The sequence below is a fragment of the Paenibacillus sp. VT-400 genome, from assembly GCF_001029205.1.
Taxonomy (GTDB): Bacteria; Bacillota; Bacilli; order Paenibacillales; family Paenibacillaceae; genus Paenibacillus; species Paenibacillus amylolyticus.
Window position 1 is genome coordinate 3,817,544 of record NZ_LELF01000067.1, and the last position, 20,056, is coordinate 3,837,599.

General features: G+C 46.9%; 18 protein-coding genes and 1 other RNA gene. 1 reads left to right on the plus strand and 18 read right to left on the minus strand.

Going from position 1 to position 20,056, the window contains the following annotated elements:
• Nucleotides 1-58: 58 nt before the first annotated feature.
• Nucleotides 59-316 (minus strand): hypothetical protein, encoded by a 258-nt coding sequence (locus EL84_RS27495; protein WP_036615016.1) that lies wholly within the window; start codon nt 314-316, stop codon nt 59-61.
• Nucleotides 317-402: 86 nt separating this feature from the next.
• Nucleotides 403-1,923 (minus strand): PLP-dependent aminotransferase family protein, encoded by a 1,521-nt coding sequence (locus EL84_RS27500; protein ID WP_047843773.1) that lies wholly within the window; start codon nt 1,921-1,923, stop codon nt 403-405.
• 107 nt (nt 1,924-2,030) lie between these two features.
• On the opposite strand from EL84_RS27500, the gene EL84_RS27505 reads away from it, so the two are divergent.
• Entirely contained in the window at nt 2,031-3,260 is a 1,230-nt protein-coding gene (locus EL84_RS27505) for a PLP-dependent aminotransferase family protein (protein WP_047843774.1), read from the plus strand.
• Nucleotides 3,261-3,506: 246 nt separating this feature from the next.
• On the opposite strand, the gene rnpB is transcribed toward EL84_RS27505, so the two are convergent.
• The 16 genes from rnpB to EL84_RS27575 form a co-directional block, all read right to left on the minus strand.
• An RNA gene (rnpB, locus tag EL84_RS31065) (RNase P RNA component class A) lies at nt 3,507-3,916 on the minus strand.
• Between the two features lie 82 nt (nt 3,917-3,998).
• Entirely contained in the window at nt 3,999-5,114 is a 1,116-nt protein-coding gene (locus tag EL84_RS27510) for a Nif3-like dinuclear metal center hexameric protein (RefSeq protein ID WP_047843775.1), read from the minus strand.
• Nucleotides 5,090-5,848: a tRNA (adenine(22)-N(1))-methyltransferase gene (locus EL84_RS27515; RefSeq protein WP_036615026.1), complete on the minus strand. Its 759-nt coding sequence runs from the start codon at nt 5,846-5,848 to the stop codon at nt 5,090-5,092. The genes EL84_RS27510 and EL84_RS27515 overlap by 25 nt, the downstream gene beginning before the upstream one ends.
• Before the next feature lie 184 nt (nt 5,849-6,032).
• Nucleotides 6,033-7,172 carry an RNA polymerase sigma factor RpoD gene (gene rpoD / locus EL84_RS27520; RefSeq protein WP_017687256.1) on the minus strand — a complete coding sequence of 380 codons (1,140 nt, stop codon included), beginning with the start codon at nt 7,170-7,172 and terminating at the stop codon, nt 6,033-6,035.
• 43 nt (nt 7,173-7,215) lie between these two features.
• A complete protein-coding gene (dnaG, locus tag EL84_RS27525) occupies nt 7,216-9,036 on the minus strand; it encodes a DNA primase (protein ID WP_036615029.1) in 1,821 nt (606 codons plus the stop codon).
• A gap of 47 nt (nt 9,037-9,083) precedes the next feature.
• Nucleotides 9,084-9,551 (minus strand): YaiI/YqxD family protein, encoded by a 468-nt coding sequence (locus tag EL84_RS27530; RefSeq protein WP_017687254.1) that lies wholly within the window; start codon nt 9,549-9,551, stop codon nt 9,084-9,086.
• A gap of 229 nt (nt 9,552-9,780) precedes the next feature.
• Nucleotides 9,781-11,856: a glycine--tRNA ligase subunit beta gene (glyS, locus tag EL84_RS27535; protein WP_047843777.1), complete on the minus strand. Its 2,076-nt coding sequence runs from the start codon at nt 11,854-11,856 to the stop codon at nt 9,781-9,783.
• Nucleotides 11,849-12,736, minus strand: a complete 888-nt coding sequence (gene glyQ / locus EL84_RS27540; protein ID WP_017687252.1) for a glycine--tRNA ligase subunit alpha — start codon at nt 12,734-12,736, stop codon at nt 11,849-11,851. Before glyQ ends, glyS begins: the two co-directional genes overlap by 8 nt.
• Nucleotides 12,737-13,146: 410 nt before the next feature.
• A complete protein-coding gene (gene recO, locus EL84_RS27545) occupies nt 13,147-13,899 on the minus strand; it encodes a DNA repair protein RecO (RefSeq protein WP_047843778.1) in 753 nt (250 codons plus the stop codon).
• A 33-nt stretch (nt 13,900-13,932) separates the two neighbouring features.
• On the minus strand, nt 13,933-14,073 hold the full coding sequence (locus EL84_RS31540) for a YqzL family protein (RefSeq protein ID WP_082219141.1): 141 nt from the start codon (nt 14,071-14,073) through the stop codon (nt 13,933-13,935).
• 104 nt (nt 14,074-14,177) lie between these two features.
• Nucleotides 14,178-15,077 carry a GTPase Era gene (gene era, locus EL84_RS27550; RefSeq protein ID WP_047843779.1) on the minus strand — a complete coding sequence of 300 codons (900 nt, stop codon included), beginning with the start codon at nt 15,075-15,077 and terminating at the stop codon, nt 14,178-14,180.
• A gap of 37 nt (nt 15,078-15,114) precedes the next feature.
• A complete protein-coding gene (locus EL84_RS27555; protein ID WP_047843780.1) occupies nt 15,115-15,528 on the minus strand; it encodes a cytidine deaminase in 414 nt (137 codons plus the stop codon).
• Nucleotides 15,529-15,831: 303 nt separating this feature from the next.
• Nucleotides 15,832-16,203 (minus strand): diacylglycerol kinase family protein, encoded by a 372-nt coding sequence (locus EL84_RS27560; RefSeq protein ID WP_017687246.1) that lies wholly within the window; start codon nt 16,201-16,203, stop codon nt 15,832-15,834.
• Nucleotides 16,203-16,700, minus strand: a complete 498-nt coding sequence (gene ybeY / locus EL84_RS27565) for an rRNA maturation RNase YbeY (protein ID WP_036615036.1) — start codon at nt 16,698-16,700, stop codon at nt 16,203-16,205. Before ybeY ends, EL84_RS27560 begins: the two co-directional genes overlap by 1 nt.
• A 114-nt stretch (nt 16,701-16,814) precedes the next feature.
• Nucleotides 16,815-19,064, minus strand: a complete 2,250-nt coding sequence (locus EL84_RS27570; RefSeq protein ID WP_047843781.1) for an HD family phosphohydrolase — start codon at nt 19,062-19,064, stop codon at nt 16,815-16,817.
• A 16-nt stretch (nt 19,065-19,080) separates the two neighbouring features.
• Entirely contained in the window at nt 19,081-20,052 is a 972-nt protein-coding gene (locus tag EL84_RS27575) for a PhoH family protein (protein WP_017687243.1), read from the minus strand.
• Nucleotides 20,053-20,056: the final 4 nt, after the last annotated feature.

Genomic DNA, 20,056 nt, shown 5'->3' on the forward strand with positions numbered 1-20,056 from the left:
CCGGGGCGTACGCTGCTCTTTTTGGTTTATATCCAATTCCCCGGGGCACCCGCTGCGATTAGCGTTTGCGAGAAGTTGTGCGGGCTTTGCTTGATTTTTTCACGGATTTTTTCTTCGGATTATGGCTGGATACATAACAAGGGTCTTCTTCTTTGACAACAACAGGATACATGTGGTGATGAATCGGAACACAGTGATGTTTTTTGATCACTTCAATCGGGTGGATTACAGGCACGATTTGTGGGATGTAATAATCCTCAACAACCTGGATCGGGTCACAGACAATCGGGCAAAGCGGTGGACAGTAATGGTTCATTTCAAAACCAACTCCCTTTCTGGTGATACTATAACCTATTGCAACAGAGCGAAAGTGGATTGGATGTATGTCCATAGTCCGAAAAATTATATGAGCGGTAGCCTGTCCGCCACTGTCCCACCCTGCCCAGGTGTTACTCTGTCAATGACTTGGCACAGTACACGAAGTCCTTCACACAAAAGCTCAACGTTTGTTACAGTGAAGCAGATACGCAGACTTGGTGTATCCATCTCCCCTACATAACAGGCGGAACCGGGGAGGAAAGAGACCCCTGCAGCAAGTGACTGATGATGCAACTCACGCATATCCAAGTTACTCGGAAGTTGGAGCCACAGATTGAGTCCTCCCTCTGGCAAGCGCCATTGCATGCCCATAGTAGCATGCTCTTCCAGCACTTCAGATGCTGCACACAAGCGAGAATACAATTCATCCCTCAATCGCGATACATAGGCACCGTACTGATTCTGAATGAAAGATTGCAGTGCCTTTTGTGTAAGCAGCGGACTCCCCAGATCCGCCGTAGATTTCGCGGCCACAAGCCGGGTCAATACACTTCCGTCTGCGATGGCGCAGGCTATACGGCAACCGGGAGACAACACCTTGCTGAAGCTTTTGATATATACGACATGACCTGTCCCATCCATCGATTTAATGGAAGCCGGGGGAGGTTCCCTAAAATAAAGATCTGCAAACGGATCATCCTCCAGAATGAGGCAGTGGTAGCTTTGCGCGAGATTAAGAAGTTGTGCTCGTCTTCTTGCGCTCATCGTGATACCTGTTGGATTGTGATAGGTCGGGATCGTATAGATCAGCTTGGGCGGATAGGTATCACATAATCGGGTCAACAGATCAATACGCATGCCTTCGTCATCCATTGGGACCGTAATGATCTTCGCGCCTCTACTCGTAAATACATCAATGGCTCCGGTATAGCTTGGTGCCTCCATGTATACAACATCCCCAGGTCCGACAAAAGTTCGTGCCACAAGATCGATTCCCTGCTGAGCACCACTTGTAATTAACATGCGTTCAGGTGTAGCCTGTAGTCCACGCTCGGCAAAGTGTTCGGCCAAGATCTGTCTAAGCTCCCGATCCCCCTGAAAAGATCCGTAAGCTGCCATACGCTCTGTATGATCAGAGGAGAGTCGGTAGGCGCTGTCGATAACCTCGCGTGTAGGCAACAGTTCAGGCTGAATCGCTGACATATGAAGTTCATACCGCACTTGAGGTGACGTATCAAAATGTCTCCAGAGCTGGGCTCGCGGTAAATAATCCACCAGTGCCATCTGCCAATTCCATGACGTACCGGATTCACTGTTGGCATTGTTCCGCTGCGTTCGGTCCACATCCTCCATCTGATCCACGTTCAATGTACCTCTCACATAACAACCTTTCCCCTGGGAGCAGGTGATCAATTGAATCGCTTCAAGTTCAGCATACGCTTTGGATACAGTGACCAGGCTGACACCCAAATCCGCGGTCATTTTACGCACAGAAGGAAGTCGGGTTCCGGGTTCGATGAGTCCTGATCTGATGCGATCGGCAATCGTTAGCGCAATCTGCACGTACAATTTGGTACTGCTTCCCCGCTTTAATTCAATATGCATATGTGCTCCCCCAACTGTTATGATCTTCATTTTACTGTTATAGTGTAGTCCGTCTATTATAGTTTATAATATCAGTATAACAGTGAATAACAGGAGATGAGAATAACATGAGTATCCCTTGGTCCAAAATGGCACAAAACACCCCGTCCTCTGTCGTTCGCGACATGCTCCAGGCCGCTCAGGCACCTGGAATGATCTCACTAGCCGGTGGATTACCAGCCCAGACTTCATTCCCGCTGGAAGCCATCCGCGCTGCATATGAAAAAGTATTTATGAGCGGAGCAGCCGCTCTTCAATATGCGGAGACTGAGGGTTACCGTCCTCTTCGCGCCAAAATCGCCGAACGTCTTGAATCCAAGGGCATTCCCGCTTCACCCGATCACATGCTTCTCACTACGGGTTCACAGCAATCCATTGACTTGGTTTGCCGCATCCTTCTCGACCCGGGTGACCGCGTATTGGTTGAATCACCAACCTACCTCGCTGCTCTGCAAGTCATTCATTCCTATCAAGCTGAATCTCACGGCGTAGCCTGTGATGATCACGGTATGTTGCCTGAATCTCTGGAGGAACAACTCCAGTTGCATCGTCCAAAACTTGTCTACATTAACCCCACGTTCTCCAATCCTACGGGAAAAGTATGGTCGCGAGAAAGAAGACAGCAGGCTGTGGATCTGTGCCGCAAGTATGGTGTACTCATTCTGGAAGATGATCCCTATGGTGAAATTCGGTTTAATCCGGAGCAATTGGATGTCCCTGCTCTCGCAGAACTGGATGCAGTATCCTATGACGGCCCTTCCAACGTTATCTACACCAGTACATTCTCCAAAACGGTAGCACCTGGCCTTCGTACGGGCTGGATACTGGCTGCCCCCGATATTGTCAAAATGGCAGCACGAGCCAAACAAGGTGCTGACTTGCACTCCAGCAGCATTGACCAAAGAGCGCTTCATGCACTACTTGAATCTTTCGATCTGGATGCGCATATCCGCCATATTTCAGAGGATTATGAAAAACGCATGAAAACACTGACGACTCTTATGGCAGCCAAAGCTTGGGAAGGCATCTCGTGGAATTCACCTCAAGGTGGCATGTTCTTGTGGCTGCAATTGCCTGAAGGCATGCTTGCAAGCAATCTGTTCACTTATGGTATCCAGGAGAAAGTGTGCATCGTGCCAGGTGATTCTTTCTATGCAGGTACACCGGAGTTAAACCGCATGCGGATCAACTTTACTCATACGGACCCTGAGCTCCTTCCGGAAGCCGTGGAAAGAATGGATCGCGCCATCCAACGTTGGCATGCTTCCTTAACATCGGACAGTGTTGTTACACTGTAATGAACTGTCATAAACGTTTGACTATTCCATTAGCGTATGAAGATTAATAACTTGATATGAGAAACAAAAAAAAGGCGGCAGGCCCGAGAATCTCGGAACTGCCGCCTTTTTTTTATAGAACCTGTTATCAACAGGAGTTAAGTTTTTTTAGATGTTCATGGGTCCTTCTGATCAGTCAGGCCATCGGATAATTCATACGAGTTGTCCTCGACTGATAGGTGGACTACATTGTGTTGTTGTTGCAGTTAGGAAAGCTTACCGTAAGCCGGGTTCTGTGCTCTTCGTGGTTCATACGGGAACTACCCTCCCACCAGAAGCGACAATCATCTATCTAGGCCATACATTGCTGCACAGCTCAAGCGACCAACCTAGACACACCTCGGGCTAAGGTTGCCTCCTCCGAAGAGGCGGCTGTGTCCCATTAGGTCTTGCTCCAGATGGGGTTTACCAGGAACGAAGTCACCAGCGTTCCTCGGGGTCTCTTACACCTCGGTTCCATCCTTGCCTGTGCCGGAAAATCCGGCCATCGGCGGTCCATTTCTGTGGCACTATCCTTCAACTCGCGCTGACTGGACGTTATCCAGCATCCTGCCCTGTGGAGCCCGGACTTTCCTCTCGTGGCAACAAAGGCCACCAGCGATTGTCTGTCAAGCTTTCCGAACAACATTACATAGTATACAGGCATTTAGGTTCCCAGACAAGCTTAATATTACTGGGAACCACACAGCAACGGTCTTTTTAGATAAATTGGAATACCTCCGTATTTACCTGTGAAGCTGTAACTTGCGTATCATATCGTTTTTCTTCCAAACGGGAACGAAGCCAATCCGCTGTTTTTGGTTTCATAATCTTCTCGGAATTATGTCCCGGGTCGATGATACACATACCTGCCATTAACGCATCATGAGCCGTGTGATAATCAATATCTCCGGTCACAATAACATCCGCACCTTTGAAGCGGGCAGTCAGCGCGTAACGGCTGCCAGAGCCGCCAAGAACCGCTGCTTTTTTGATCTGCTTGTTCAGATCTCCTACTACCCGCACATGAGGCACATTGAATTGGGTCTTCACGACCTCCACTAGCTCACCTAATGTCTTAGGATCCCTAAGGGGTCCCAAGCGTCCCAGACCGAGCGTACGGCCCTTTAAATCCATTGCATAGAGGTCATAGGCCACTTCCTCATACGGATGAGCCTTAAGCATCGCCTGAACGACCTTACTTCTCAGACTTTGGGGTACGATGGTCTCAATACGCATTTCTTCCACACGTTCCATCTGCCCTTGGGTACCGATAAACGGTTGAGTCCCTTCACCAGGTACAAATGTTCCTGTACCTTCCGTGTTAAAGCTGCACTTGTTGTATTGACCGATACTCCCCGCTCCGGCTTCCAGAATGGCCTGAAGAACCTGTTCATGATGGGTACGAGGCACAAAGACAGCCAGCTTGTACAGATGATCTGTGTGTACATCTTCCAGCGATTCTTTACTCTCGATGCCAAGTGCCTCGGCCATCCAGTCATTCATCCCACCCTCGGCCACATCCAGGTTTGTATGACTGATATAGACAGCAATATCATGCTTAATCAGCTTTTCATACAATTTACCCATAGGTGTATCTGTACTCAGTGACTTAACCGGACGGAAAATGATCGCGTGATGAGCGATAATCAGGTTGGCACCGATACGAATCGCTTCGTCCACCACCTCATCCGTCACGTCCAAAGCTACTAACACGTGACGGATTTCTTTTTGCAAACTGCCGAGCTGGAGACCAATGCGGTCATCCGGTACAGCCAGATGTTTGGGAGCGAGTTGCTCCATCAGTTGAATTACAGTTTGACCTTTGGCAAACATGCCAAAACCTCCTTCAAGTTTGCGATAAGACGCTCTACCTCAGCCGCCTTGTCCCGGGAAGAATCCTGATCGGATTTGGAGATGGAGTTAACAACCCCTTGCAGTTTGACGATCTCACTTTCCCATTTGGCAAAAAATACATCCGTTGGTCGATCAACCAAATAAGGCCCCATCCGTAGCAGCAAATCTTCCGTCAATTCTGCCCCGCCTTGAAGCGGACGTGCACGATACACCTCTACATTGGCAATCGGGCTTACAGATTGTGGCATCGCCGTTATAATCTCATAAATCTTTCCATCTTCTTCGAGCAACTGTTCTGCTACAACCACCCAGTGATGCTCCAGTAACCAGCGTCTGAGGATATCCTCACCCACATTTGGTTGCAAAATAAGTAACTGGACTCCTTCCAGTTTGGATAAACCTCTGTCCAAAATAGAAGCAATCAAGGCACCGCCCATACCTGCAATGGTGATGACATCCACTTCACCCGCAGAGATCACATCAAGACCGTCTCCACGACGCACCGTGATTTTTTCTTTCAGGCCAGCATCACTGACTTGTTTGCATGCAGCATCATAAGGGCCAGGATTGACTTCCCCGGCTACTGCACTTGCAGCTTTCCCACTGCGGATTGCGGCTACTGGCAGCAACGCGTGGTCTGAACCGATATCAGCCATGCGGCTGCCATCGGGAATTTGATCATGTATTCGCTGTAATCGATTCGAAAGTTTCATGAAGCACCTACACCATTCATTTAATTTATTGATTTGCATTGAACAAGGAAAAGCGATAAAATAAAATCCAATAAAACATTTCAAGGATGAATTTCCAAAACCAAGAAATCAAGACGTTTAAATTAAAAATAAAGGAGACCCCGCCGCCGCTAAAGCGTCTTGCGGAAAGTCTCCCATAGTTCGATTATTCGAGGAAATCCTTGAGTCGTTTACTACGACTCGGGTGACGCAACTTACGAAGAGCCTTGGCTTCGATCTGACGAATACGCTCACGCGTAACACCAAATACCTTGCCGACTTCCTCCAGCGTTCTCGTCCGTCCATCGTCCAGACCAAAACGTAGACGAAGCACGTTCTCTTCACGTTCAGTCAGTGTATCCAATACATCTTCGAGCTGTTCTTTCAGCAACTCATACGCAGCAGCATCCGCCGGAGCAAGTGCTTCCTGATCCTCAATGAAGTCACCCAGATGGGAATCATCTTCCTCACCAATCGGTGTTTCCAGAGAAACCGGTTCCTGTGCAATCTTCGTAATTTCACGAACTTTCTCTACACTCAGATCCATCTCAGCAGCGATTTCTTCTGGTGTCGGTTCACGCCCAAGTTCTTGCAACAGCTGACGGGATACCCGGATCAGCTTATTAATCGTCTCCACCATGTGCACAGGGATACGAATGGTACGCGCCTGGTCAGCAATAGCACGAGTGATCGCTTGGCGAATCCACCATGTTGCATACGTACTGAACTTGTATCCTTTTTTGTGGTCGAACTTCTCAACCGCTTTGATCAGACCCATATTACCTTCCTGAATCAAATCAAGGAACAACATTCCACGTCCAACGTAACGCTTGGCGATACTGACAACGAGTCGTAAGTTAGCTTCAGCCAGACGACGCTTGGCTTCTTCATCCCCGTTCTCAATCCGTTTAGCCAGTTGTACTTCATCATCTGCTGACAACAGTGGCACACGACCAATTTCCTTGAGGTACATACGGACAGGGTCATTGATTTTGATACCTGGCGGCAAGCTCAGATCATCATCAAAGTGGAATTCGTCCTCTCCCTCTCTGGTGTTGTTCTCGGAATCTTCACTAGGACGAAGTGTAACCTCTTCATTATTTTCATTCACTACATCGATACCCAGATCGCTCAGTTGCTCATAGAACTCATCCATTTGCTCTGCATCCTGCTCAAAAGGAGAGAGTTTCTCTATAATTTCCTTGTAATTCAGCGAAGCTCTTTTCTTACCTGATTCAATCAATTGATCTTTAACCTGATCCAGTGTCAATTCTGTTTCTAGTTCAGTATGCTGATCATTCGCCATAATTCGACTCCCTCCTCCCTAGAAACATCTAATCATCAGACGTTCACTGTCTCTCTAGGGCAATCATTTCAATTGCAATCTGTGCCGCGCGTACAGAATCACCTGCCCGCTCTGCAGCAATCATTTCTTCTTTTTTCAAATCGTACTCTTTCTTACGCGGATGCTTCAGCACTTCCCTGATGCAATCATCGAGCATTTGAATACTCCATTCACCTGGACCATCCATCATCGAGATTGAACTAACCGTCTTTTCCAGGCGATCGTCATGCAGTGAAGACATAAAACGGCTTGTATCCGACGGTTTGCCTTGCGCATAGTAGGCATATAGATAAGCAGCAATAGCTGCATGATCATCCAAGTTAAAAGCTTCACCAAGATGCTCATTCACGTACTGGGCAGCCTCATCATCCTGCAACATCCAGGCAATCAGTTTGCGTTCGGCAGCGTGATAAGCCGGCAACAGATTGGGTGTAGGCACCTGCCTATTTTGTTGCCTACCATTATTCCACCTTTTCGGGTTATTATCCCCAAACTGGAGGTTATTTTTCATCGCCTCCCGTTCTTCATTACACTCCTGCTTCAATGTTTCGAACGATACGTCCACTTCTGCAGCCAGTTCACGAAGATACACTTCCCTTTCTGTTGGAGAAGGTAAGGGTGCAATCAACTTTACTGCTTCTTTCGAATAGGCGATTTGTCCGCCACCCTCTAGCAGTATATGGCTTTTTTTTAAGTTTATAAGTTTAAATTTTGTAGTTGTCACGGCACCGTCCACAATCTGGTTTCGGAACCGTTCACCACCATGCTTCCGGATAAAATCATCCGGGTCAAGTCCCTCGGGAATGAGAGCCACTTTGACCTGCAATCCAGCTTCCTCAAGAATAGGGAAGTTTTTGAGTGCAGCAGCCTGTCCTGCTCTGTCGCCGTCATAACATATGATGACTTCGTCGCACATCCCTTTGAGCATCAGTGCCTGATTCTCGGTTAACGCAGTGCCCATTGCCGCTACACCATTCTGGATATCCTGGTCCCATGCGGAGATGACATCACCATATCCCTCGAACAAAATGGCTTGTCTTTGTTTGCGAATTGCATTTTTGGCATGATGCAGATTATAGAGAACACGGCTTTTGTTAAATAACCGGGTTTCCGGTGAATTTAGATACTTCGGTTGCCCATCTCCCAATATGCGTCCTGCAAATGCAATCGGCTTACCGCTCCTGCCATTGATCGGGAACATAATCCGGTCTCGGAATCGATCCACATATCCCTGACCTTCATTTCGGGGTGACAGAAGTCCACCCTTTTCCATCTCTTCGAGCGGATAGTTACGTTTCTCAAGAAATTGTACCAGTGTGTCCCAACGATTTGGTGCAAAACCAATCTGGAACTGGTCGATTAACTTGTCGCCAAAACCTCTTGAGCGTAAATACTCCATGGCTGACTTGCCGTGCTCTGTATTTTTCAACAAAAAATGATACAGCTTCGCGGTAAGCTCATAAGCCTCCAACAGACGTTCCGTCTCCGGATTCACATGAGCAGATTCACGCCCTTGCCAGTCCCCCATAGAGATGTGACTTTCTTCCGCCATCGTTTTGACAGCCTCGGGAAAGGATAACCCTTCGATTTCCATCCTGAATTTGATGGCATTTCCACCCGTGCCGCAACCGTAGCAGTAGAAAATTTGTTTCTCAGGTGTAACGGTGAACGAAGGCGTCTTCTCGGAATGAAAAGGACAGAGGCCTTTCATATACTTCCCCTGTTTGGTCAGATGCACAAATCGGCTCACCGTATCGACAATATCATTCTGCTGTAACACCGATTCAATAATACTTTCGGGTATACCGCCTTGTCCGGTACTCATCTCTGGCCACCTTCATCTCTTCAACACGTAAATATAATTCGATAAACTTACACATTCTCCTGCAAATCTTTTAAAAGTTTTGTCAGTTTATGTTGAAACATTTCTCGATCCTGCTCTGTGAAAGGCTTTGGGCCTTTCCCGTAATGGCCTCTTTTTCGTGCTTTGGCCGCAGTATGACGAGAATCCAACATGAAATCAATGTCACGATCGTTGAACTCACGACCACGAAAGGACAAAACATAACAACGTTTGCCAAGCGCAAGTGCCGCAAGTCCATAGTCCTGAGTGATAACCACATCATATGGCTTAATATGATTAGCAATATACAGGTCTGCGCTCTGATCACTGCGATCCACTTGCACGGTTCGTACCCCTTCTCCTCCTTGAAGCAAATGATCAAATGAAGAGACTAACAATACGGGGATGTTGAAAAGGCGAGCGGTTTGCGCAATCTCGGTTTTGACCGGGCAAGCATCACCATCCACAACAATGTGGCGTATATTTAACTCACTCAAACCCAGACCACCCGGTTTCATAAAATAGCTGCATATTGTTATATACGACCCCGGCCAGGCAAAATCCTTCTGCCGGAACGAGGGAAATCAAAGGCTAAAATACGGAGCGGTTGTCAAAAATACATTTCACAACCCGTTCCGTATATTTATACCCTCATATATCCTTCTTTAATACTGAATTTTAGCTTTGCGCCAAGTCTGTGGAAAAGGACTCATGAAATACGCCCAATTACCAAACCAACTTGGAAAAATCAGCAAATCCTTTCAAGTCACGATCAATAGCCGCGAGCAAGGCAAGTCGATTCGCCCGAACAGCTTCATCCTCGGCCATAACCATGACCGAATCGAAGAATGAGGTAATACCATCCTTCCAGGCAGATGCAATAGCCAGTGCTTCAGCAGCATGATGCTGAGTCAACGCCTGACGATATTCTGCATTCGTTTTGCTCCATGCCTCATGTAACTGACGTTCTCCATCTTCTGTGAACAGTTCTGGATGTACGGAAGCATTGGATGCTTTGGCCGCCAGATTACCCACACGGTTGAACGATTCAACCGTTGTTTTGAATGCGTCTCCTGTCATAACAGCCGCCATCAACGCTTCACCTTTTGGAACCACAGCGCTGATATCATCGAATCCGGAAGAAATTACGGCATCCACTACGTCGTAGCGAACTGTTTCGGACAACAATTTTTTCACACGAAGACCAAAGAAGTCTTGCAGATCTTTACGAACCTCTTCATCTGCACGTTTCAACAGGTTCATCTGGGCATGTACTTGAAGTGCTACTCCGAACACGTCAGACAATGTCAGCGGAAGCTTGTGATCCAGCAAAATCTGTACAATACCTGCAGCCTGACGGCGCAGCGCGTACGGATCCTGTGAACCCGTTGGAATAATGTTGATGGAGAAACAACCCACGATTGTATCCATTTTGTCCGCAGCACTCACAATGGCACCAACAAGAGAAGCAGGGGATTGATCTCCAGCGAAACGTGGCTGATAGTGTTCAAATACCGCTTTGGACACCTCTTCTTTTTCGCCAGCTTTACGAGCGTAATCCTCACCCATCACACCTTGCAGTTCCGGGAATTCTCCCACCATCAGTGTCACCAGATCGAATTTGCAGATATCTGCTGAGCGGCTAACGGATTCAGCAACATCACCGGATACTTGCAGTTTGGCAGCAAGTCCATCCGCAATCTTGCGAATACGGCGCACTTTATCTCCAACCGTTCCCAGTTCTTCCTGGAAGACGATACTTTCCAGCTTCGACAATGCATCCTTAATCTGTAGCTTCTGATCTTCCTCATAGAAGAACTTGGCATCAGACAGACGTGCACGCAGAACTTTTTCATTCCCTTTGGCAATAACGTCAAGTGAATCACTTCCACCGTTACGTACCGTCACGAAGAATGGCAACAATTGTCCTTCATTGTCCAATACAGGGAAATAACGCTGATGCTCACGCATGGAAGTAATCAATACTTCTTGTGGAATATTCAAGAATGAAGAGTCAAATGTCCCGAACAATACGGTAGGTGTTTCCACCAGGAACAGGACTTCCTCCAGCAAGTCTTCCTTAATCGCGATATCCCATTTTTTCTCCGCAGCCAGTGCCTGAATCTGGGATACAATCATCTGTTCACGTTCATGGATATCTACAATGACATGTTCTGCACGCAACACTTCCACGTATGAAGATGGATTGGAGATCACGGCCTCCTCACCGAGGAAACGATGTCCGCGAGTTACGTTACCCGACTTAACACCTGTCACTTCCAGATCGATAACATCACTGCCGAGCATAGCCACAATCCAGCGGATTGGACGTACGAATTTGAAATCATAGGAAGCCCAACGCATGAATTTCGGGAACGTCATGGCATGTAATACAGATAACAAGCCTTCGCCAACTACAGAAGCTGTTTCCACACCTTTGCTGCTCTTCGTTGCATAGATATATTCGACACCGTTCAGTTCCTTGAACGTGAACTGATCGGGTTCAACACCTTGACTGCGGGCGAATCCGAGTGCAGCCTTGCTCCAATTGCCACTGTCGTCCAGGGCAATTTTGCGTGAAGGACCTTTCACTTCTTCCTCGATATCTTCCTGCTTTTCAGCCACATTGTGAATCAAAACAGCCAGACGGCGTGGTGTAGCATATGCATTCACTTCACCATAAGCAATGCGGGATGCGTCAAGCCATTTCACGACACGCTCTTGCAGCTGTGCGATTGCTGCGCGCATAAAGCGTGCAGGTACTTCTTCCAGCCCGATTTCAAACAACAAATCCTTAGACATGCTCGGCTCCCCCTTTCTTGATCAGCGGGAAGCCTAGCTTCTCACGCTCTTCCATATATGTTGCAGCGACTTGGCGAGCCAGATTACGGACACGTGTGATGTAACCCGTACGTTCCGTTACACTGATGGCTCCACGTGCATCCAACAGGTTGAACGTGTGGGAACATTTCAGCACATAGTCATATGCCGGGAATACCAGATGCTGCGCCATGGCCTTGTTTGCTTCTTCTTCATGCATGTTGAAGAGTGTAAACAGCATTTTGACATCAGATACTTCAAACGTATATTTAGAGTGTTCGAATTCTGGCTGACGGAATACATCACCATAAGTGATACCTTCCACCCATTCCAGATCAAACACATTCTCTTTATCCTGAATGTAAGAAGCCAAACGCTCCATACCATACGTAATTTCAACAGCTACCGGATTTGTCTCGATTCCACCAACCTGTTGGAAATACGTAAATTGTGTAATTTCCATTCCGTCCAACCATACTTCCCAACCAAGACCTGCACAACCAAGGGAGGGATTCTCCCAGTTATCTTCAACAAACCGAATATCATGTTTGAGCGGATCAATGCCAAGACGTTTCAGACTTTCCAGGTAAATTTCCTGAATATTGTCCGGAGAAGGCTTGATGATGACCTGGAACTGATGATGCTGGTACAGCCGGTTAGGGTTCTCACCATAACGTCCGTCCGAAGGACGACGGGAAGGCTCCACATAGGCCACTTTCCAAGGTTCGGGTCCAAGCGAGCGTAAAAAGGTCATCGGGTTCATCGTACCTGCCCCTTTTTCCGTATCGTATGGCTGGACAATAATACAGTTATGCTCGGCCCAGAATTGTTGCAGCGTTAGAATCATCTGCTGAAAATTCATAATCATGCTCCTTTTCAATGGTTTGTTATCAAGCTTAGGACGGTGAAGACAACAATAAATAGCCCCCGTCCTACGCCTGTTGTACAGACGTAGGGACGAGAGCTATTCCCGCGGTTCCACCCTACTTGGCTTAGATCAAACAAGATGATCCTGTTCGTTCCAGCCCACTTTTCCGTGTCCATTCATGCTCCCGAGTGCCGTTTCAAAAACCGATTCAGCCAGGCTCCCACCATCCCCGACTCGCTCATTCATGATTCCCAAGTGTTATACAACGACTTGTCTCCATAAATGCAATAAATCCAGTCTTTTACTTTCTCGTTCAATGCATGTCTCATAAAGAGAAATTATATTTCATAATATATAAAATCTAGTATGAAGTCAAGATATAGTTTCACTTCCACCAAAACGCCTCAAATCCCGTACTTCTCCATCTGATCGAGGAAAGAACGGGATTTAAGATTCAGACCAAGCTGATGATCCATAAAGGCACGCATCAATTTTTTGATCTCATCACGGGTAGATTCACTCACTGATATATTCCCCAAGCGCTGCAGATCCAACTGTGCGAACAAACGCAACAACTTCAGAGCCTTTGGACTAACTGACATCGCTGGAGGATCAAAGTGTTTGCATGCTCGACACAAGACGCCACCAAGTCTGGGACTTATAAACAACTGCTCATCTGGTCGCTCCTGGTTGCAGGAGATGCACTCATCGAACTGTGGACCATATCCGGATGCCTGTAATATTTTCATTTCGTACAGACTTGTAATAACAACCGGATCTTTCTCTTCCTTCAACGCCTGCAAACACGCCTTTAACTGTTTGAACCAAAATGTACCTGTCTCTTCATCCTGAAGCACCCGATCCAATAGTTCACACGCATAAGAGGCATAAGAGGCCTTGACCAGATCTTCACGCAACTCATGATAGGATTCAACAATTTCTCCAGCGTTCAGTGTGCCTAGACCTGTATTGCGAAAATATACATATTGACCATACGTAAACGGCTGCACCAGTGCAGCATGTCGGCTCTTGGGCTTTTTGGCACCGCGGACGAGTACCCCTACTTTCCCGCCGCTTTCGGTGCAAAGTGTAATGATTTTGTTCCCTTCGCCGTAGTCCATGCTGCGGATGACAATCCCTTCCACCCTGTATAGCATGCCTCGTCACCTAACCATTCCCGAATCAGCCAGTTATCCTTCGGCTTCTTCATCTTCAATCACTTCCCTTGCATTCTCCGACTCCTGTCCTAACGAGTTACACGCCTCGGTATATAACAAATAGGACTCCACATCCCCCGTCATCGCAAAAACCTTCCACGAAAAATCTCGCATCGGAATTTCATCCTCTCTTCGGAAATGACGTCTGCATCTACCAAATAGGATGGAGTCTTGCAAGGTAAACTATGTGTTGCAATTACTGGATACAATTCCGACGATTAGTCACGGCCAAAGCCAAGGTCACGCAGAACCCGATCCTGATTTCTCCAGTCTTTTTTCACTTTAACCCACAGGTCCATGAAAATTTTGGAGCCAAGCAAATTCTGAATATCGTGTCGAGCTCGTTTACCCACTTCTTTCAGAAGGGCACCTTGCTTGCCGATAATGATCCCTTTTTGGGAATCCCGTTCCACAAAAATGACGGCTGAGATATAAACGACACCATTATCCTGCACTTTCATATCTTCGATCGTTACAGCAATGGAGTGAGGCACTTCTTCACGAGTCATTTGCAGAATTTTCTCACGAATCAACTCGGCACATACAAACTGCTCCGGATGGTCAGTAACTTGGTCATCAGGATAGTACTGTGGACCTTCTGGCAAATACTTGCCGAGCTGTTCCAGCAACGTGCTGACATTGCTGCCAAGCATGGCAGAGACAGGAACGATTTCAGCGAAATCGTGAAGCTTGCGATACGTCTCAATGAGTGGCAGCAGCGCTTCCGGCTCAATTTTGTCAATTTTATTCATGACAAGAATGACAGGTGTACGGATATTTTTCAACTGTTCCGCAATATAACGATCACCGCCACCCAAACCCTCTGAAGCGTCAATCAGGAACAGTGCTGCTTCTACTTCTCCGAGCGTATTCAGAGCAGTCTGGTTCATGTAATCGCCAAGTTTGGATTGACGTTTGTGAATACCCGGTGTGTCCAGGAATACGATTTGCTGATGTTCGGATGTATACACACCATGAATTTTATTACGTGTGGTTTGTGGTTTGTCCGACATAATCGCAATTTTCTGTCCGATCACTTGGTTCATCAGTGTGGATTTACCTACGTTTGGACGTCCAATAATGGCTACAAAACCGGATTTAAATGCTTGTTTTTTCATATGTTCCTCCTCAGGCGCCTAGGCCTGGAATATTGGTTTATTTTTTGGCAGAATTCAGATCAGAAGGCCCAAAAGCCCAAGGTAACAGTTCAGCAACGGTGGTCTCTTGCAGATCACCTTTCAAGTTTCCCAAGATGACTTTCATATCAGGTTCACACAGTTCGTACATGACCTGACGACATACGCCACATGGAGCAATCGGACCATCCGTGTCTCCCACAATGGCAATCGCTTTGAAGCTGCGAGGCTGCTGTCCACCTGCAATGGCACTGAACATCGCTGTACGCTCAGCACAGTTACCTGGGGTATACGCAGCATTCTCAATATTACAACCATGATGCACATGACCTTCACTGTCAAGCAAAGCCGCGCCTACACCAAAATGGGAGTAAGGCGTATACGCCTTCGTACGTGCCTTAATTGCTTCTTGCATTAACAAACCGTTATCCATTAATATTCTCTCCCTTAGGGTGCAATATAAAGTTAGTACCTACGAATTAAGTTTAACCAAAGCCAAATTTACACTAGTCACTCCGTGTCCAGAATAACCCTTCGATCGCTGTTACCCCCAGATTTTTTGATTCACTTTTTCAATGTGAAAATCCGGGGATAAAGGCGAACGCTTCGCTTCTACAGATTTATTTCTGTCCTCTTCGTTATCGTGTAATGTCAACAAGTTCAACTTAAAAAACGGTCTAACTTCACAAATTTGTGTAGTATTAAAATCACAAAACGAATCAAAGTTAATACAAAATCAGTACAAACCTAGCCAGCTCATCACTGGCTTAATGAAAACGATACAACCGATGATGACGGCGAATACCGCAGCCAGCAGAACTGCCCCGGCCGCGGTATCCTTTGCCGCTTTTGCCAGCGGGTGGATATGGGGGTGTGCCAAGTCAACCGCTGCCTCTACAGCCGTGTTCATCAATTCAGTCACCAGGACCAAAAAGACAGCGGTCAGCACAAACATCCAATCCGTTCTTGAGATTCTGAAAAAAAAGCCAGCTACACACATCAAAATAGCCACTCCCGTGTGAACTCTCACATTACGCTGAGTCCGCAACCCATATGCGATTCCTTCCGCAGCATTGCGGAATACCAGACCCCAGGAGCGTCTTTTCATTATCGTGTCAACCCGGCCTGGGCCAATACCGCTTCTTGTTTGCCCATCATTTCAGCCTCACTTGCTTCATCCTGATGGTCGTACCCGAGCAGGTGCAAGAAACCATGGACAAACAGAAAACCAAGTTCACGTTCAAATGAGTGTCCATACTCTTCACTTTGCAGGATGGTCCGTGGTACGGAAATGATGATGTCTCCAAGAACATCCGGCATTTCTTCCATTTCTTCATCTTCGTCCAGCTCATAGATAATATCGAGCTCTTCATCCACCGTTTCGTTCATCGCAAAAGACAGTACATCCGTAGGACGATCAATACCGCGATAATCACGGTTCAACTCATGGATCTGCTCATCGTTTACAAAAGTCAGAGCCACTTCCCCGTCTGCAACACCTTCCGCTTCTCCGGCGAGATTCAGCAACTGTTCCAGCATTGCAATCATCGGGTCTGTAATTTCTTTATCCTGTTGTTCATTATTCCATGCCAGGTTAAGACTCATTCTTTCATAACTCCTGTCTGCTCATATTAGAGGTTGTTCAAAAAAGCATTTCTAGCTTCATCCCATCTTCTCGGTACTGAAAACCGGCCTTTTTGAACACAAACTATTATTGAATTAGCCTGCTTCGGGTGAAGTTGGCTTTGGTTTCTTGATCTCCTCCGGATATTCTATCCTGGAGTGGAAGATACCCATCACCGTTTCCTTCAATGTTCTGGAAACGATATCCAGTTCACGCATCGTAAGGTCACAATCATTAAATTGATGATCGTCCAATCGTCCTTTAATAATCTTCTCAATCATGGACTCCACTTGCTCCACTGTCGGTTTGCGCAAAGATCTCACAGCAGCCTCTACACTATCGGCAATGCCAACAATAGCCGATTCCTTGGACTGAGCCTTGGGCCCAGGGTAACGGAAATCTTCTTCCGTGAAATCAGGTTCTACGCCTGCTTCTTCAGCCTGACGCAGTGCTTTGTGATAGAAATAGTGGAGAAATGTCGTGCCGTGATGCTGTTCCGCAATATCCCGAATAGGTCTGGGCAGCTTATAATCCTTCTGCATTTCCACCCCATCGCGCGCATGGGCAACGATAATGGATTTGCTCAGTTTCGGATCAATTGAATCATGTGGATTCTCCATATTGTTCTGATTTTCAATAAAATAGATGGGGCGCTTCGTCTTGCCAATATCATGATAATACGAACCGACTCGGCATAGCAATCCGTTAGCTCCTATGGCTTCTGCTGCTGCTTCGGACAGATTCCCTACCATAACACTGTGATGATAAGTACCCGGTGTCTCCGTCAGCAACTTGCGAAGAAGCGGATGGTTCGGATTAGATAGTTCCACCAGTTTGAGCGCTGATAAAATGCCAAATGAAGTTTCGAAAAATGGCATCAGCCCAATGACCAGTATGGCAGTCAGCACGCCACCTGCAAATGCAAACCCAACACCATACAGTGTCGTGGTTCGGTTCCAATCTCCCGAGTCAATCAAAGCCAAGGTGAAGACGGCTATCGACCCGAACAGGCAGACCATGATGGCCCCTTTCAGGATCGTTGATCGCTGGCTAGCCTTATGAGTTGCGAAGATCGCAACAAATGAAACCAATACAGCGAAGAAACCTAGTTCGAAGTCAAAAAGTTGACCCTGATGCGTATTCAAAATAATGCTGGACAACATACCGATCAAAATCGAACATACAAAGGCAAGCGACGTATCCAGCAACAGCGCAATTAACATCGCCCCTACCGCAACAGGTGCAAGGAAGCCCACATAAGACCGCTCATTGGTTTGGATAATCGCTGTCACATGCATAACCACAATCGTAATAATAAAAATGAGAACAAGCATCAACAGCTGGGCATTATTATACTTAAAATGTGTTCCGCTGCCTTGCTGAATATACATCAGAATTGCTGCTGACAACAGGCAGGAAAACATAAGAAGACCAAGCTGTGGCCAGTAGTTCACTTCATTTTTCAGCAAATCATTTTCATCCAGCAAAGTATACATCTCCGGGGTGATCATTTCACCCTTGGCAACTAATGTGTCCCCTTGCTTGATAAAGACAGTCTGCGTGTTCTCTCGCGCCTGAACTTTGGCTTCCTTGGTTCCCTCTTCATCGTAGAAGCGGTTCGCGGTCACCACGAGGCGAGCAAGCTCTTGCACGACCTCACGTTGCGTTCGCTTACCAAGAGAGCTGACACTCACCATCTCAGCTACTTTGGCACGGGCAGTGGTTGCATCGCTGATCTGATCCGTCATTAACCGGGCAACAATATCCCTAGCAACCGGTTTCATCTCCTGGATATCATCCGATGTCAGACGTGAGATTTTGATGTAAGTTTCTTCGGGAATACGGTAGCTTTGCTCCTGTACCACATTTCTGATTTCTTCCAAAAGAGTCTCGGAGTATGTACCGGCTTTCCGATTATTATTGATATAGTTGGTCACAAAGTCCTTCTGGCGCTGCGGAATTTCATCCCGATATATATCAATCTTGTCCTGACTTGAGATCTGATCATCCTGATTTAATCGATCTACACGATCAAGCAGGGTAGTCATCAAATTTTCGTTTCGCAACTGGACAATCTGAAATATCGGCTGTACCCGTTCAGCAGCTTCTTCCTGTGCTTTGAGCGTGGCCTTGTTATTCGGAATCTGCATGGGCGCAGCAATGTCCACTTCACTCCGTGTCCCTTCCTGAATATCATAGCGCTCAGGGAGCAGTTTGGAAGCCAGACTGACGTAGAAAAGAATCACCAGAAACAAAAACAGAAGATAGCGTGCCCACACGCTATACTTCCATCCTGTAGCCTTATTCTGAAAAGATTTGCCTTTTGACGGTTCCTTCGAGGTCACTTTAGACAATCCCTTTCTATGCTTGATTTTCTGCGGCGTGGTTGTAAGCCACGATAATTTTCTGGACAAGGGAATGCCGTACAACATCTTGCTCGGCAAAATAGACAAATCCAATCTCGTTAACTTCATTCAAGATCGTATTCGCTTCCACAAGCCCGGATTTCTTACCACGCGGTAAATCAATCTGTGTCACGTCTCCGGTGATGACCATTTTGGAGCCAAAACCAAGACGGGTTAGAAACATCTTCATCTGTTCCGGCGTTGTGTTCTGTGCTTCATCCAGAATGATGAAGGAGTCATCCAGCGTACGCCCCCGCATGTAGGCGAGTGGCGCGATTTCAATTAACCCTCGCTCCAGTGCCTTAGCGGTCTGTTCCTGTCCCATAACGTCATATAGGGCATCGTACAGCGGTCTCAGATACGGGTCTACCTTCTCCTGAAGATCACCTGGCAAAAATCCAAGACTCTCTCCCGCTTCAACAGCAGGCCGTGTGAGTACAATGCGTTTGACGCTGCCTTCTTTAATTGCAGCAACAGCCAGTACAACAGCAAGGTAGGTTTTACCCGTACCGGCAGGACCAATGCCAAATACAATATCACGTTTTTTAATTGTAGTTACATAGTGCTTCTGTCCAATGGTTTTAACACGGATTGGTTTACCTCGGTATGTCGTTGTAATCTCGCCCTTGAACAGATCCAATAGCTGGTCTGCCCGCATATCCTTGGCAAGTTCAATCGCATACTTCACATCTCTCTCGGTTAACACATATCCATTGCGTATCAATTGCAGTAACACATCAAATAATTGTTCAAGCGATTCCACCTGCTGTGCGTTGCCAAAAATCACAATCTCCGCTTCACGGGATGCAATCTGGGCGGGAATCTCGGATTCAATCAGTTTAAGAAAAGTATCTTGGGGTCCAAAAAGAGATTGGCCCTCTCCCGCACTCTGGAGGGAGATTTGTATGCTGCGTGTTTGCTCTGACAAATAT

Bases quoted from the DNA above. Each gene is read 5' to 3' on its own strand.
- dnaG (WP_036615029.1), bottom strand. From the start codon at position 9,036: ATGAGTACCGGACAAGGCGGTATACCCGAAAGTATTATTGAATCGGTG.
- EL84_RS27510 (WP_047843775.1), bottom strand. From the start codon at position 5,114: ATGTTTGCCAAAGGTCAAACTGTAATTCAACTGATGGAGCAACTCGCT.
- EL84_RS27505 (WP_047843774.1), top strand. From the start codon at position 2,031: ATGAGTATCCCTTGGTCCAAAATGGCACAAAACACCCCGTCCTCTGTC.
- glyS (WP_047843777.1), bottom strand. From the start codon at position 11,856: ATGTCTAAGGATTTGTTGTTTGAAATCGGGCTGGAAGAAGTACCTGCA.
- EL84_RS27495 (WP_036615016.1), bottom strand. From the start codon at position 316: ATGAACCATTACTGTCCACCGCTTTGCCCGATTGTCTGTGACCCGATC.
- ybeY (WP_036615036.1), bottom strand. From the start codon at position 16,700: ATGAGTCTTAACCTGGCATGGAATAATGAACAACAGGATAAAGAAATT.
- rpoD (WP_017687256.1), bottom strand. From the start codon at position 7,172: ATGGCGAATGATCAGCATACTGAACTAGAAACAGAATTGACACTGGAT.
- era (WP_047843779.1), bottom strand. From the start codon at position 15,077: ATGAAAAAACAAGCATTTAAATCCGGTTTTGTAGCCATTATTGGACGT.
- EL84_RS27555 (WP_047843780.1), bottom strand. From the start codon at position 15,528: ATGGATAACGGTTTGTTAATGCAAGAAGCAATTAAGGCACGTACGAAG.
- glyQ (WP_017687252.1), bottom strand. From the start codon at position 12,736: ATGAATTTTCAGCAGATGATTCTAACGCTGCAACAATTCTGGGCCGAG.
- EL84_RS27515 (WP_036615026.1), bottom strand. From the start codon at position 5,848: ATGAAACTTTCGAATCGATTACAGCGAATACATGATCAAATTCCCGAT.
- recO (WP_047843778.1), bottom strand. From the start codon at position 13,899: ATGCTATACAGGGTGGAAGGGATTGTCATCCGCAGCATGGACTACGGC.
- EL84_RS31540 (WP_082219141.1), bottom strand. From the start codon at position 14,073: ATGCGAGATTTTTCGTGGAAGGTTTTTGCGATGACGGGGGATGTGGAG.
- EL84_RS27560 (WP_017687246.1), bottom strand. From the start codon at position 16,203: ATGAAAAGACGCTCCTGGGGTCTGGTATTCCGCAATGCTGCGGAAGGA.
- EL84_RS27500 (WP_047843773.1), bottom strand. From the start codon at position 1,923: ATGCATATTGAATTAAAGCGGGGAAGCAGTACCAAATTGTACGTGCAG.